At 50.1% G+C, this 14,509-nt stretch carries 18 protein-coding genes; 15 read left to right on the forward strand and 3 right to left on the reverse strand.

Going from position 1 to position 14,509, the window contains the following annotated elements; genetic code table 11:
• Positions 1-2 precede the first annotated feature (2 nt).
• Genes fliH through AACQ93_RS01165 form a run of 3 tightly spaced genes read left to right on the forward strand, consistent with a single transcriptional unit; the run spans position 3 to position 2,484 of the window.
• Positions 3-716, forward strand: coding sequence for a flagellar assembly protein FliH (fliH, locus tag AACQ93_RS01155; protein ID WP_064601632.1), 714 nt, complete (start codon positions 3-5; stop codon positions 714-716).
• Complete coding sequence (gene fliI / locus AACQ93_RS01160) at positions 709-2,049, forward strand: flagellar protein export ATPase FliI (protein ID WP_064601633.1); 1,341 nt, start codon at positions 709-711, stop codon at positions 2,047-2,049. Before fliH ends, fliI begins: the two co-directional genes overlap by 8 nt.
• Positions 2,050-2,052: 3 nt before the next feature.
• Positions 2,053-2,484 (forward strand): flagellar export protein FliJ, encoded by a 432-nt coding sequence (locus tag AACQ93_RS01165; RefSeq protein WP_064601634.1) that lies wholly within the window; start codon positions 2,053-2,055, stop codon positions 2,482-2,484.
• A gap of 20 nt (positions 2,485-2,504) precedes the next feature.
• Here the strand turns inward: AACQ93_RS01165 and AACQ93_RS01170 are convergent, their stop codons facing one another.
• The 3 genes from AACQ93_RS01170 to flgA all read right to left on the reverse strand — a co-directional run bounded on the left by AACQ93_RS01170 (position 2,505) and on the right by flgA (position 4,033).
• The gene (locus AACQ93_RS01170; protein WP_064601635.1) at positions 2,505-2,939 is read right to left on the reverse strand and encodes a flagellar protein FlgN; all 435 of its coding nucleotides are present in this window, start codon (positions 2,937-2,939) and stop codon (positions 2,505-2,507) included.
• Complete coding sequence (flgM, locus tag AACQ93_RS01175) at positions 2,939-3,211, reverse strand: flagellar biosynthesis anti-sigma factor FlgM (RefSeq protein WP_064601636.1); 273 nt, start codon at positions 3,209-3,211, stop codon at positions 2,939-2,941. Before flgM ends, AACQ93_RS01170 begins: the two co-directional genes overlap by 1 nt.
• An 84-nt stretch (positions 3,212-3,295) precedes the next feature.
• Positions 3,296-4,033, reverse strand: coding sequence for a flagellar basal body P-ring formation chaperone FlgA (gene flgA / locus AACQ93_RS01180; protein WP_232323266.1), 738 nt, complete (start codon positions 4,031-4,033; stop codon positions 3,296-3,298).
• Positions 4,034-4,152: 119 nt separating this feature from the next.
• On the opposite strand from flgA, the gene flgB reads away from it, so the two are divergent.
• The 12 genes from flgB to AACQ93_RS01240 all read left to right on the forward strand — a co-directional run bounded on the left by flgB (position 4,153) and on the right by AACQ93_RS01240 (position 14,277).
• Entirely contained in the window at positions 4,153-4,533 is a 381-nt protein-coding gene (gene flgB / locus AACQ93_RS01185; protein ID WP_064601637.1) for a flagellar basal body rod protein FlgB, read from the forward strand.
• Positions 4,534-4,538: 5 nt separating this feature from the next.
• Positions 4,539-4,958 carry a flagellar basal body rod protein FlgC gene (gene flgC, locus AACQ93_RS01190; RefSeq protein ID WP_064601638.1) on the forward strand — a complete coding sequence of 140 codons (420 nt, stop codon included), beginning with the start codon at positions 4,539-4,541 and terminating at the stop codon, positions 4,956-4,958.
• 11 nt (positions 4,959-4,969) lie between these two features.
• Entirely contained in the window at positions 4,970-5,644 is a 675-nt protein-coding gene (locus AACQ93_RS01195) for a flagellar hook assembly protein FlgD (RefSeq protein ID WP_064601639.1), read from the forward strand.
• 32 nt (positions 5,645-5,676) lie between these two features.
• Positions 5,677-6,882, forward strand: coding sequence for a flagellar hook protein FlgE (gene flgE, locus AACQ93_RS01200; RefSeq protein WP_064601640.1), 1,206 nt, complete (start codon positions 5,677-5,679; stop codon positions 6,880-6,882).
• Positions 6,883-6,898: 16 nt separating this feature from the next.
• Positions 6,899-7,633 (forward strand): flagellar basal body rod protein FlgF, encoded by a 735-nt coding sequence (locus AACQ93_RS01205; protein WP_064601641.1) that lies wholly within the window; start codon positions 6,899-6,901, stop codon positions 7,631-7,633.
• Positions 7,634-7,709: 76 nt separating this feature from the next.
• Positions 7,710-8,495: a flagellar basal-body rod protein FlgG gene (gene flgG / locus AACQ93_RS01210; RefSeq protein WP_064601642.1), complete on the forward strand. Its 786-nt coding sequence runs from the start codon at positions 7,710-7,712 to the stop codon at positions 8,493-8,495.
• Positions 8,496-8,505: 10 nt separating this feature from the next.
• Positions 8,506-9,165: a flagellar basal body L-ring protein FlgH gene (flgH, locus tag AACQ93_RS01215; protein ID WP_064601643.1), complete on the forward strand. Its 660-nt coding sequence runs from the start codon at positions 8,506-8,508 to the stop codon at positions 9,163-9,165.
• A 5-nt stretch (positions 9,166-9,170) separates the two neighbouring features.
• Complete coding sequence (locus AACQ93_RS01220; protein WP_064606440.1) at positions 9,171-10,274, forward strand: flagellar basal body P-ring protein FlgI; 1,104 nt, start codon at positions 9,171-9,173, stop codon at positions 10,272-10,274.
• Positions 10,274-10,780 (forward strand): rod-binding protein, encoded by a 507-nt coding sequence (locus tag AACQ93_RS01225; protein ID WP_064601644.1) that lies wholly within the window; start codon positions 10,274-10,276, stop codon positions 10,778-10,780. The genes AACQ93_RS01220 and AACQ93_RS01225 overlap by 1 nt, the downstream gene beginning before the upstream one ends.
• Positions 10,777-12,180 (forward strand): flagellar hook-associated protein FlgK, encoded by a 1,404-nt coding sequence (gene flgK / locus AACQ93_RS01230; RefSeq protein ID WP_064601645.1) that lies wholly within the window; start codon positions 10,777-10,779, stop codon positions 12,178-12,180. Before AACQ93_RS01225 ends, flgK begins: the two co-directional genes overlap by 4 nt.
• Before the next feature lie 27 nt (positions 12,181-12,207).
• Complete coding sequence (flgL, locus tag AACQ93_RS01235; RefSeq protein WP_064601646.1) at positions 12,208-13,122, forward strand: flagellar hook-associated protein FlgL; 915 nt, start codon at positions 12,208-12,210, stop codon at positions 13,120-13,122.
• 66 nt (positions 13,123-13,188) lie between these two features.
• Positions 13,189-14,277, forward strand: a complete 1,089-nt coding sequence (locus AACQ93_RS01240) for a hypothetical protein (protein WP_064601647.1) — start codon at positions 13,189-13,191, stop codon at positions 14,275-14,277.
• Positions 14,278-14,509: the final 232 nt, after the last annotated feature.

Genomic DNA, 14,509 nt, shown 5'->3' on the forward strand with positions numbered 1-14,509 from the left:
GTATGAAGAAGCAGGCAGTGAAAATTCTTCATCCCCAGATGGGCCAGTTCCGCAATTATCATTTTCCGCCACTGGTTGAGCCGGAAGAGGATTTATTCGGTGATGACCTGTCTGCGGGCAGTGGCGCTTCCTATCAGGATGAGTTCAATGACGGTTTTCAGGATGGCCAGCAGAAAGGTTTTGAGCAGGGCTATCAGGAAGGTCAGGCCCAGGGCCTGCAGGCCGGTGAACAACAAGGTTTAGATCAGGGGCGTCAGCAGGGTGTCCGTGAAGGTCTTTCCCAGGTGCAGCAGCAGATGGGCAGTACAGTGACATCTGTTGATAATCTGATGCAGCAAATTCAGCAGGTGTTTCACCAGCATGTTCGTCAGCAGAGTGAGATGATTTGTGACCTGGTGCAGAAAGTGTCGCGCCAGGTTATTCGTGCTGAGCTGACTCTGGTACCAAGCCAGATGGTCAACCTGATTGAAGAAACCCTGGCTCAGATGCCAGAGCACAAGCCGGAGCTTGAGGTTTATCTTAACCCGCAGGACTGTCAGCGCTTGGTGGATTTGGTTCCGGAGCAGATCAGCAGCTGGAACCTGAAGCCGGATGACTCATTAGCAATCGGCAGCTGCCGCGTGGTAACCAGTGATTCAGAGGCCTTCGCCGACAGCGAAGAGCGTCTGGAAGCCTGTATGGAATCGATTCGGGATAATTTACTGACAGATGCGTGATATTTTTCAGGAGCTGAATGCTCGTTTATCCTCGGCCGTCGAGCAGGTTCCTGACGTGCCGGTTGCCCGCACCTATGGCCGATTGACCCGCATGGCCGGGTTGACCCTGGAAGCTGTAGGTTGCCGGCTGAGTACCGGCCAGCGCTGTATGATTGAAACGGACCTCGGAACTTTGGTGGAAGCTGAAGTTGTGGGGTTCGATCGTAATGCATCGGTTCTGATGCCAATCCGCCACACTACTGGTCTGCGTCCCGGCAGCCGGGTTCTTCCGCTTCACGGCGACAGCAAAATTAATGTCGGCTTTAACATGCTCGGTAGGGTGCTTAACGGCCTTGGTGAGCCGCTGGACGGCAAAGGTCAGCTGACAGCCGAACATCGTATCAACCTTCATGGTGAAACAATCAACCCGCTGCAACGTCTGCCGATTTCGACTCAGCTTGATGTCGGAGTCAGGGCGATCAATGGCATGCTCAGTGTGGGTAAAGGCCAGCGAATGGGTTTGTTTGCCGGTAGTGGTGTCGGTAAGAGTGTGCTGCTGGGGATGATGACCCGTAATACCACCGCAGAAATTACCGTGGTGGGGCTTATCGGTGAACGTGGCCGAGAGGTGCGTGAATTCATCGAACACTCACTGGGTCCGGAAGGTATGAAAAATGCGGTAGTGATCGCTTCGCCGGCGGATGATCCGCCATTGATGCGACTACGTGCATCGGTATTGTGTCACCGGATTGCTGAGTTCTTTCGAGACCAGGGCCATGACGTCCTGTTGCTGATGGATTCATTAACTCGTTATGCCCAGGCTCAGCGTGAAATCGCTCTGGCTGTGGGTGAACCGCCGGCAACCAAAGGTTATCCGCCTTCTGTATTCAGCCTGTTGCCTCAGTTGGTTGAGCGTGCCGGTAACGGTGCAACGGAGCGGGGATCAATCACCGCCTTCTATACCGTTTTGTCCGAAGGTGATGATCAGCAGGATCCGATTGCCGATGCGGCCCGTGCGATTCTGGATGGTCATATCGTACTTAACCGTGAGCTGGCTGAGCAGGGACACTACCCGGCAATTGATATTGAACAGTCAATCAGTCGTGCGATGCCTCAGGTTGTTACCCAAGAGCAGCTGAGAAAAGCTCAGCGGGTAAAACAGCTTTATGCTCGTTACCGTCAGGTACAGGATCTGATTTCCCTAGGCGGTTACCAGCCGGGGCAGGATCCGAATCTTGATTTGGCCGTGCAGTCATATCCTGAAATTTGTGGGTTCCTGCAACAGGGTATTCATGATTCAGTACCGCTTGAAGAAAGTCAGCAGCAGTTGATGCACCTTGTCGGAGGAAGCTAATCTATGTTGAAGCGTGTCAAAGTGGTTGAAAGCTGGCGGGATCAGCAACAGAAGATGTTTGATGAACTGCAGCAGCAGTTTACGGAGATGAATCAGCAGAAGATAGCGCATGAGCAGCGTTTGGAGTTGCTGGAAAGCCTGTCTGGTCAATATTCGGTTGCCAGTGGCAGTGAAGCCTCTGCTTTATTGTTGAAGGGGATCGGTCGTTTTCGTCATCAGCTGGATAATCTGACAAATCTTCAGCGCCAGGAGCTGGCTCTTTCGGAGGTAGAACTTCGGAGCATGAATTCACGCTTGGTTGAGCAGCACTGTCAGGTTAAGAAAGGGGATAAAATCATTGATAAGCGTATGGCCCAGTATCAGCTCAAACAAGCCCGCCAGGAACAAAAAATCCTCGACGAACTGTCAATGAACCGCTTTTTTCATCGCCGCTAAAAACTCTCTGTTGAAAGCGTTTAACAGCCTGGGCCATAACAGTATTGCTGCTCGGGTTTGAGCAACTTATCTATCATTTGTTTTTGCTGCGCCAGCACACGTCCGTTGGCATTATTCAGTTCCTGACACTGAAGCGTCAGTTGATAAAGCTGTTGCCATAACTGGTTACCTTGTTGGTTGAATTGCGCAGGTAGCGCTGCCAGTAGGCGTTTCATGCCAGCATCATCGGCACTTACCCCTAAGGTTTCCAAGTAATTACTACGCTTATGAGCATTGTTGCTCAGTTGCTGCATCAATTCCTGTAGCTGGACATTGTGCGTCAGCAGAGCCTGGCTGTCGCGGTTAACCAACAAAGTTTGCTGGTGTTTCAGCTGCGTTGCCAGTTGCTGGTAGCTTTTAACATCCTGTGCCAGCTCGCCGAAAAGTGCTTTGACCAGCTGTGTACGGGAAGTCATTAGTTTTGCCCCTGATAGAAGTCGATCATGCTGTCTGCAAGGTTATCCAGGTTGACTGAGACATTGCCGGCTTTCAACATTGCCTTCATTTCAGCAACTTTATCCATATCAACGTCAGGAGCAGATTCCATAGATTGTTTCGCAGATTGTAGTGACTTCATCTCGTGGCTAAGCTCAACTTGTGCCTGTGGCGCTTTTGTGCTTGCAACCGATGAGTTGCTTGCTTCTGTCGGCATTGCGACAGGTTGTGAGTGAGAAATTTTTCCAATCATAGCCTTCACATTAAAAGTATGTTGTGGTTATTGATTTACAGCGACCAGTTCGTAAAACACTTAAATACTTTGTGCCTGTTTTGATTAAAAGGTCGTTCTGACTCGCTGCTTGCCGGTAACTGTCGCAAAAATCTCTTTGTTCGAGGACAGATTACGTACCCGGATGGTGTTACCTTTAGCGCCTGATTCCAAAGCAATTCCTTTCATTCTGGCGGTCATCGCACCAAAGGTTGCTTCGATGATCACTTCCTCATTGCGCTGCACCAGCTGTGGCGATTCTACCATCTTCGGACTGATTATTTTACCTGCAATTATCTTGCGTCGGCTGGTCTGACCGATCAGATCATCAGGGCTGGTGAAGTAGTTTCTGCGTAAGTAAGCAATATTGCTGCGCTTGAGGCTCAGAGCATCATGACTGATGAGCTGGTGACGGCTGATGGTTTGCTTTGCTACAACCAGCGGAAGGAAAACTTCCACTTCCGCCCTGGCCCGAGCTTTCCAGTACTGAGGTTGGTGACATTCCAGGGTAATGGTCAGTCTGCCGATGGGTTCTTCAGGATCACTTAAGGTTTTTTGCAATGCAGCATCGCACTCAGGCAGATCCCTGAGTGGTTTCAGACGGATGTGATAATCCTGGCTTCCGATACTGGCTGCATAACGTTTTACCTGGTGCTCCAGGTATTGCTCTACAGCCTGTTTGGCATCACTGCCCGGCTTTGCGTCAGCACACAGGCCAGAGACCGGAAGCAGAGCACTCAGCAACAGGGTGAAAACCGCCTTTTCCGCTCGGAAGCGACACTTCCGCTTTAGGTTTGAGAACACGATATAACAACCATAAGTGTTTGAAATTAAATGCTTATGTAGTTGGCACGTTTCATGCTTAATGCAATGTCGGTTTCACCATCTATACGTTTTGTAACTGCGTACAACGGCGAGTAACAATGGCTATTAATTTTGAACAGGCACTGGGGGTACACCCTAATACATTGGCGTTTCGAACTCAACGCGCGAAGGTATTGGCGGGTAACCTGGCGAATGTTGATACCCCGAACTACAAAGCGCGTGACATCAGTTTTGAAGATGCGATGGCCCATGTTGCCAATGAGGCCCGGGCTAAACACCTGGAACGCCGTCGTACTACACAGCCACAGCGCTATGAGCTGTTGTACCGCAACCCTAACCAGCCGTCTCAGGACGGAAATACCGTCGAGCTGGGTGTGGAGCAGGCGAAGTTTGCTGAGAATGCGATGGCTTTTGAAACCAGCACCACGTTCTTGAATATGAAACTCAACGGCTTGAAAAAAGCCATTAACGGACAGTAACTGCTATGTCTTTTTCAACGATTTATGACATTGCCGGTTCAGCAATGACGGCCCAGACCGTTCGCCTTAACACGGTTGCCAGTAACCTGGCGAATGCTGATGTGGTATCAGGCTCGGAGAAAGCCGGTTATCGTGCCAAGCGCCCGGTGTTTTCGACTGTAATGGTTGATCTGAATAGCCCGGCAGCGGGCTCGAAAGTACAGATTGATGATGTTGTTGAGAGCGATGAGCCACTGCGTCGCCGCTATGAACCAAACCACCCGAAAGCCAATGGTGAAGGGTATGTGTATTACTCAACCGTCAATGTGGTTGAAGAGATGGCGGACATGATGGCGGCATCACGCAACTTTGAAACCAATGTTGATGTGATGAGCCGTGCTCGCAGTATGCAGCAAAGCATCCTTCGTCTGGGCAAGATGGGGTAGGAGATTTTTAAGTGAGTTTGCCACAAATTACAACAACCGGTCAGTACAACAACCAGAAATCAGCTGCTGCTGAGCCTCAGGTCGCTCAAAACGGCAGTCAGCCGACAGGCAATGACTTCCTGACCATGATGGTTGCTCAGGTTCAGAACCAGAATCCGCTGAACCCGACTGACGGCACCGAATACCTGACTCAGCTGGGCATGATGTCGGCGGTAGAAAGCCTGGAAACCATGAAAGCAGGCCTGACAGGTTTGAACATTGGCTCAAAAAACATCGAGATGCTGCAGGCGACCAACCTGGTTGGCAAGAAAGTGCTGATGGAAGCCAACGGTGAAGTCGAAGTGTCTGAAGGCCAGGTCATTGAAGGCCGAGTTCAGTTTGATAAGTCAGTGGATACTGCCAAGGTTATGGTTTACGACGAGAAAGGTAAAGTCGTCGATGAAATCAAGTTGGGTCCACAGGGAACCGGCATGGCGGAATTCCAAATCGAAGGTGACAAGCTGGGCTCCGGCAATTACACCTTCGAAGTTGTAGCCGAAAAAGGAAACGATGCCTGGACGCAGAAAATGATGATTGCGGCTGAGGTGGAGTCGGTCAACATCCCTTCTGATGGTGGCGCCATCATGCTGAGCCTGAAAGGCCTGGGCAAGATGTCTATGTACAACATGCGTGAAATCACTGCGTAAGTCAGCGAATAAGAATTTAAGTAGGAAAGGTTATGTCAATTAACATTGGTATGAGTGGCCTGAAGTCCACTTCTGAGCAAATGAACACTATCAGCCACAACATCGCCAACGTGGGCACTGCTGGCTATAAGTCTTCACGTACTGAGTTCCAGGACATCTATGCACCTGAGTTTGGCGGTGGCCAGATGAACGGTGTGGAAGTGGCGGCGGTTCGTCAGAGTTTCAGCGGTGGTGCAACAACTCCGACCGGTCGTAACGGCGACCTTGCAATCAACGGTGAAGGTTTCTTCATGGTGCAGAGCAACGGCCAGCAGATGTATACCCGTAACGGCGTATTCAACTTGAACGCTGACGGTTATCTAGAAACGTCTGACGGTTACCGCCTTCAGGGTTATGGCGCTAATGATGCAGGCCAGATTCAAAACGGTACCGTTACTGACCTGACAGTTGAAACCGGCGATATGGCGGCGAAGACGACTTCTAAAGTTAATCTGGGCCTGAACCTGGATGCGAATGCGACAGTGATTGATCCAAAGGCAAAGCCTTTCGATAAAGAAGATCCGACAACTTTTACCTCTAGTGTGACAACAACGGTTTTTGATTCAATCGGTGCTGAGCACGAAGTGACTCAGTACTATGTGAAAACCGGTGCTAACCAATGGCAAGCTCACTATGTTGTTGATGACGGTACCACTCCGGCTAAAACGGTCGATGTGACGTTTGATGCTAACGGTAAGATCACGGCACCGACCGGTGGTGTTGATTTAGCCTTTACTCCGACTAACGGTGCCGGTGCTCAGACAGTTAAGTTTGATATGGCTGATGTCAGCCAGTACGGCAGCGAGTTCTCAATCAATAAGAACGCACAGGACGGTTATGCACCAGGTAAGCTGGCTGGTTGGTATTTTGAAAAAGATGGCACAGTGTATGCCCGTTACTCCAACGGTCAGACTAAACCTCAGGGGCAGATCCTTCTGGCTCGCTTCCCTAACCAGGAAGGCCTGCAGCAAGCAGGCGGTACCCGCTGGACTCAGAGCTTCTCTTCCGGTGCGCCTCTGACCGGTGTTGCGGGTTCTGGTCAGCTGGGTCAGCTGCGTACTGGTATGTACGAGAACTCAAACGTAGACCTGACCAGTGAAATGGTTGGTCTGATGTCTGCGCAGAGTAACTACCAGGCGAATGCGAAGACCATTCAGGTATCGCAGGAAATGACTCAGATCCTGTTCCAGAATCTGTAAGCCTTAGGAGCAGGGTATGGATAAGTTGCTATTTACCGCTATGTCCGGTGCCAGCCGGGTAATGATGGCGCAACAGGTTCAGGCTAACAACCTGGCGAATGTGAACACTTCCGGTTTCCGCGCTGATATTGAACAAGCGGAAAGTGTGGCTGTGAAAGGTGACGGCTTTCAAAGCCGTACTCTGGTTGCTGCGCGTGCTGGCGGTACGGACTTTTCCAGTGGTGCCCTGCAGCACACGAACAATCCGTTTGATGTAGCTATCCGTGGTGAAGGTTTCTTTGCGGTTCAGGCCGGTGAAAATGATGAAGCCTACACCCGTGCCGGTAACTTTCACCTTAATGCCGAGGGTGAACTGATGCTGGGTGACCGTCCGGTGATGGGTGACGGCGGTACGATTGTGATTCCGCAGTACAAGCAACTGGATATCGGTACCGACGGCACAATTTCGATTGTCCCTGAGGGCGGAGGCCTGGTGCAGGAAGTTGGTCGTTTGAAATTGGTTAAGCCGGATCTGGCCAGCGTTTATAAAGGTGAAGATGGCCTGTTCCGCGTGGCAGGCGTCGGCGCCCAGGCTGATATGGATGAAACCGTTACTGTAGCTTCCGGTTATCTGGAAAGTAGTAACGTCAATGCCATTGATGCACTGGTTAACAACATCTCACTGTCTCGTAACTTTGAATTTCAAATCAAGATGATGAAGACAGCCGAGAACCTGGCCAATGCCGGTAACCGGATTATTCGTGACCGTTAATTCAGGCGAGTCGTTAATTTAGGCGAGTAGCCTTCCCTGGCAGCAGGGGCGGAAGAGTTTTTAGGAGCAAATCAATATGCACGCAGCACTTTGGGTCAGTAAGACTGGCCTGGCGGCACAAGATACCCAAATGCAGGTTATTTCGAATAACCTGGCAAACGTAAATACTGTTGGTTTCAAGCAGGACCGAGCGGTATTTGAAGATCTGTTCTACCAGATGAAAAAGCAGCCGGGTGCCATGGCTGACCAGCAGAATGAAAGACCGGGTGGTCTTCAGCTGGGTAACGGTGTGCGCACTGTGGGTACTCAGAAGCTGATGAAAACCGGTGCCTACCAGAATACCGAGCAGGCAACGGATATGGCGATTCTGGGCTCAGGTTTTTTCCAGGTTGAGTTGCCAGACGGCAATACGGCGTATACCCGTAACGGTCAGTTCCACCGTAACTCAGAAGGTATGCTGGTAACTGCGGCAGGTTTGCCGTTGATGCCGAATGTTGAGATCCCGGATAACGCGACCAACTTTAATGTCGGTTCTGACGGTATCGTGACCATCACAACATCAGATGATCCTCAGCCGCAGGAAATCGGTCAGCTTACTTTGGCGAAGTTTACGAACCCGGCTGGTCTGGAAGCGCTGGGCGGTAACTTGTTTAAAGAATCCGGCGCATCGGGCGCACCGACTGAAGGTGTTCCGGGCGAAGACGGTATCGGCAGTATCAGCCAGTTCAGCCTTGAAGGCTCTAACGTTAGTGTCGTGGAAGAGATGGTTAACATGATCACGACCCAGCGTGCCTACGAGATGAACGCTAAGGTGGTATCGAGTGCCGATCAAATGCTGAAATTTGTCAGCCAGTCAATGTAAGTGGTGGGGCATGGTACGCGTAATTTATTTGCTTGGATTGCTGTTGCTGGCCGGTTGTGCACCGGTGTCATCATACGTAGATGTCCAGCCGGAAGAAAACAAGCCGCCGATGGAATTTCCGGAATACAAGGTTGATCCGGATGGCAGCTTATTCAGTGCTAGCTATGGTATGGCGCTGTTCCAGGATCGTCGGGCCTTCCGTATCGGCGATATCCTGACTGTGGTGCTGGACGAGCAGACTCGCTCAAGTAAAAAAGCGGGTACCAGTTTTGGCAAGGAAAGTAATGCGACGATTGCCCCTCCGATTTTTGCCGGAAAGACGTACGCCAAAGGTCAGTTTTCCCTTGAGGGTGATCGTGACTTTAAAGGCTCGTCATCAAGCTCACAGCAGAACTCACTGTCGGGCAATATTACGGTGATGGTGCAGGAAGTACTACCTAACGGTGTATTGCGCATTCGTGGTGAAAAGTGGCTCAAGCTGAACCAGGGTGATGAGTTTATCCGCCTTTCCGGTCTGGTTCGGGTTGATGATATCGATGGCTCTAATCGCGTCTCTTCCCAGCGCCTGGGTGATGCCCGTATCACCTATTCCGGTCGTGGTGCTCTGGCTGATGCCAATGAAGCCGGCTGGTTGTCCCGATTCTTTAACAGCTCTTGGTTCCCAATCTGATGGCGATGAAAAAAATTATTATCGGTCTGCTGGTTTGCCTGTTCCCATTGTTGGGACAGGCCCGACCGCTATTGAGCCTGGTGGATATCCAGGGTGTACGTGATAACCAGCTGGTGGGTTACGGCCTGGTTGTTGGCTTAAGTGGTACTGGTGATAAAAGCCAGACTAAATTCACTTCCCAGTCGGTGAAAAACATGCTGAGCCAGTTCGGTGTTCAGCTGGCCGCTAATGACGACCCAAAACTTAAAAATGTGGCAGCCGTTGCGGTGCATGCCACCATTCCGCCGCTGGCCAGCAAGGGCCAGGCTCTGGATATCACCGTATCTTCTATCGGTGATGCAAAAAGTCTGCGTGGCGGTACCCTGCTGATGACACCGTTGAAAGGCCTTGATGGCCAGATTTATGCGGTAGCGCAAGGGAACCTTGTGGTAGGCGGTGTGAAAGCGGAAGGTAACAGCGGCAGCGGTATTACCATTAACATTCCGACTGCTGGCCTGATCCCTAACGGCGGTATTATTGAGCGTGAAATTCCATCATCTTTCCTGACCTCTTCTGATGTTGTCCTGAACCTCAAGCAGCCGGGTTTTAATACTGCCCGTAATATCGAAAAAGAAATTAACAAGGTATTTGGCCCTGGTGTTGCCGTTGCGCAGAGTCATGCTCGCGTTGCCGTACGAGCACCACATGACAAGAGTCAGCGTGTTACCTTCCTGGCAATGCTGGAAAACCTGGAAATTGAACAGGGGCCACGCAAGGCTAAGGTGGTCTTTAACGCCCGTACCGGCACCATTGTGGTTGGTAAAGATGTGCGTGTTCATACTGCTGCTGTCAGCCACGGTAACCTGACAGTGAGTGTTGCGGAAAGCTATAACGTCAGCCAGCCGAATGCGTTTGGTCGCGGTAATACCACAGTAACACCTGAGTCGGATGTTTCGATTGACCAAGAGAAAGGTAAAGTATTCATTTGGCCGGAGAGTGATGAAGGTACGTCATTGCAGACCATTGTTGATGCAGTGAACAGCCTTGGTGCAACGCCTAACGATCTGATGGCGATTCTTATTGCGCTGGATGAAGCCGGTGCACTGGATGGCGAACTGGTGGTGCTGTAATGAAAGTTAATGATCATGAAACGCATGCTGCAATGTATAACGATCTGACCAGCCTGCAGAATATCAAAGCCAATGGCGACAAAATGGAAGCCCTTGAGCAGGCGGCCGGTCAGTTTGAGGCAGTCTTTTTGCAGACGGTGCTTAAGAATATGCGTCAGGCTTCGGATGCGATGCATGACGAGGAAGATTCAGTCTTCAACAGTCGTCAGCAGAAGTTCTACCGTTCAATGCATGACAGCCAGATTGCGGTGGAGATGAGCCAGCAGCAAAGCCTGGGTATTGCCGATATGCTGGTAAAGCAACTTGGTCAGCATGAAGCATTTAAGCCAAAGCAACAAATGGTCGCTATGGTACAACAAGGACAGGAAATTGCGCCGGGATCGGCCAGTCCGCTGCCTGCTGCCGCTGAACTTAACTATTCACAGGTTGAGCGGCCTCAGTTGTGGCGTGGTGTCGCTCCTCTGTCGCAGCAAATGAATCTCCATCTGGATGACGAAGAACTATGAGCATAATTAATATCGGCCTTTCAGGCTTAAATGCCTCCAATGCGGGACTAACAGTTACTTCACACAATATTGCCAACGTTATGACTCCGGGTTTTAGCCGTCAGCGTGTCGGCTTTGGAGCTGAGGTGAATGGCCTTGGTGGTGCAGGTGTTGGCGTAAGCAGTGTCGAGCGTATGGCTGATAATTATCTCAATCAGCAGATCTATAAGCAGAAAGGTTCCTGGGGTTTTAACTCCGTCCGTCATCAGTACATGTCGAAAACCGAAGCGCTGCTTAACAACGACAGCTCTAGTATTAACAAGGGGCTGGATCGTTTCAATGCAGCTCTGAGTGAGGCTTCAACAGCACCTCAGGATATTGCTCACCGTCAGACAATTCTCAGCCAGAGTGAGTCAATGGTGCAGCGATTCAATAACATGAGCTCACAGCTGGATGGTCAGGCTAAACAGGTAAATGGTCAGCTTGATGCGGCTATCACTGAAGCCAACACCTTGATTGCCAGCATTGCTAAGATGAATGACAGCCTGAGCAACAGTGCGGGTAAGGGCGAGCAGATGACAGATCTGTTGGACTCCCGTGATGAGGCCATTCGTCAGTTGTCCTCAATGTTGGATATTAACGCGACTTATAACGATGACGGTACAGTTTCTATCACCTTGGATCAGGGACAGCCGCTGGTAAACGGCAGTCAAGCCGGGAAACTGAACCAGATGCCAGATGGTAGCATGGAGTTGCTGCGCGGCAACGGTCGTTTTGCGCTTGATAACCAAATGGGTGGCACTCTGGGTGGCCTGATTCAGTATCGAGATGTTGAGCTGAAACAGTTGCAGCAGGAACTGGATGTAATGGCGTACAGCTTTGCTTCCCAGTTCAATGAAAATCATGCTAAAGGCTTTGATCTTAACGGTGATGCCGGTGGTGCTGTTTTTGGTGGTGTAGATCAGATTGAAGGCGCTGCGAAAAACCTGACTCTGTTGGTCGACGACCCGAAAAAACTGGCATTTTCTTCAGCAGCGGATGAGCCGGGTAACAGTGAAAACCTGCAACAGCTTATTGATCTGAAAAATGCACCTGTGTCGATTGATACTACTAAGCTGACTCCTGCGGAAGCGGATAAGTTTAAAGCGGCGATTGCAAAACTGGATGGCAAGCCAATTCACACCAGCTATACCGGTATGACGGGTGACTGGGCAATCAAGACGGCTCAGATTGAGGCGGATACCAAGGCTGCTGACTCGTTGGTAAAACAGGCAGAAGGTGATCGTGATAGTGTCAGTGGTGTAAACCTGGACGAAGAAGCGGCCAGCATTATGACCTACACGCAGATGTATCAGGCGAATGCTCAGGTGATTTCAACAGCGCAAACCCTGTTTGATGTCACTCTGTCAATGTTCCGCTAAACGATATCAGTTCAAGAGGAAAGTTACATGCGATTAAGTACGGCTCAGCTTAATACTGTGATGCTCTCAAGCATGCAGACCTCAAGCTCAGGGGTAAATAAGAACTTTATGCAGCTGAGCTCCGGCGAGCGAATGCTTAAACCATCGGATGATCCGTTAGGTGCAGTTCAGCTGATGATGCTTGACCGCGAGCAGTCAAATATCGGTCAGTTCCAGAAAAACATCAAGAACCTGGAAGTTCAGCTGGGTCAGACTGAATCACAGCTGGATGCATCCAATAATGCGGTGTTGCGCGCCCAGGAACTGGTTATCAGTGTAGGCAATGCCAGCAACAGTACCATGGCGGGCCGCGAAGCGATTGCGACTGAGCTGGAATCTATCCTGGATCAGCTGTCAGATATTGCGAACAGCAAGAATCCGAATGGTGACTACATTTTTGCCGGGACCAAAACAGATACTCAGCCTATCGTTAAAGACCCTGCAACCGGTAAGTACACTTACATGGGCAATAGTGACCAGCGTATGGTACAAGTGGCCGAATCAACCACACTTCCTGCGAATCAGACTGCAGAATCTATTTTCTTCAGTGGCGGAAGTGATATATTCAACGGTCTTGATCAGGTGATTTCGGCATTGCGTGATCCAGCGGTGAGTGGTGATGCTCTCACAGCTAAGGTTACGAAGGCACAAGGCGATATCGATAGCGCAATGGACTCTATTAACGGGGTCTGGTCTGAGGTTGGCGGACAACGAAATTCGCTGACCCGAATCGATGGCTCTCATGAAGATAATAAACTGCTGAACAAGAAACTGATCGGTGATGTGAAGGATCTGGACTACAGTGAGGCAATTCTGGAAATGAACACCCAGATGGCAGCATTGCAGGCAACCCAGATGACTTATAGCAAGATTCAAAACCTGTCCCTGTTTAAATTGATGTAATCGGGTTTAACCGGTGGGGGCTAAGGTTTTGCCCCTGGCCCTTTTAGATTGATATGTGAGGCAACCTTGGTAAATCAAATTACCTCTAGTCACAATACCCTACGAAGCAGTGACTCTACGCAGGCTGACCGAGTTACCAAACAGCAGCCTGTGGTTGCTGTTCCAAAGGTCAGTGAAAAACAGCAGAAAGAACAACAGCAGAACTCTAGTCTGGGTAACCAGAAAAAGGGTAGTTTGCTGGTGCAGACCAGCCTGGCTCACCGTCAGGCCGCTCAGGCCCAGAGTGCTCAGAAAGCCTTGCAGGAAGCTAGTGAGCTGCTGAATCAGCTTCGCCAAATGGCACGCCGTTCGCTCAATGTCCAGGAAAATAAAAAAGATCAGCTGCAGCAAACGCTGCATCAGCTGAAAAATAAGCTGGTTAAGTTGACTCGTGATGCCAAGTATGAAGATGAGCCGGTGCTGCATCATGATCTGACACCTCGCTTGAGTGAACAGCCTCAGCAGGAAGGTTTCTCAATGAAAGGGTTGCGTCTGAATACGATGCGACAGCAGGATGAAATCCTGCGCTTCCAGTTTGATTCAGGTACACCGAGCTCGGTTCGGGTTCGCATTGATAACGATGAAAATATCAATGAAATTGCCGAGAAAATGAATCAGGCATTTGCCCCGCGTAATATTCAGGTTGATGTCGATAGATTCGGTGATCTGGCTTTTTCTGTACCCAAAGAGCAGTGGCCTGAAATTAAAAAAGGTGTCTGGATGTCGGGTGGCGGTCAGATCCTGCCATCGGGTAACCCGGTAAAAGCCAAGCTGGAATCTCATGATAAGCAGGCGGCCGAGCCGCAGGAGCTGGAATTCGCTAAGCCTCAGTCGACCCGCAAGGCGCTGGCAGATATTGAACGCATGATGCAGAAGGTTCAGCAGGCATTGGCTGAGATGAGTAAAGTACAACGTCAGGTCAGTATCGATCTAGAACGTATGGTTACCACCAATATGATGAAATCCGGTGTGGTAAATAATGATGGTTCGATTGAAGCTACCTGGCTGGAAGCACCTCAGGATGTATCGCTTCAGCTGATGGATAATGCGGTACCGACGTTACTGGCTCAGGCGAATGCATCTCGCCATAACGTAGTGGCTTTGCTGGAGCCATAAGCAGACAAATAAATAACCAATTAGAAAAAGCGAGCTTCGGCTCGCTTTTTTTATATCTGTAATAGGTTCTGAGTTGAAATATGAGGCTAAATATCGATTTCAGAGAAAGTTGTTAATTTAACGGGGGAGAAGAAAGGAAGAAAAATAAGTAAAGATAGCCGCTTCTTTTCGCTTAAATTTATTGTGGAAATCGTTTTTCGGGCAAAAAAGAAAGGGGGAAGTTTAATTTTTA

Source organism: Photobacterium sp. J15 (assembly GCF_963870815.1).
Lineage (GTDB): Bacteria > Pseudomonadota > Gammaproteobacteria > Enterobacterales > Vibrionaceae > Photobacterium > Photobacterium marinum.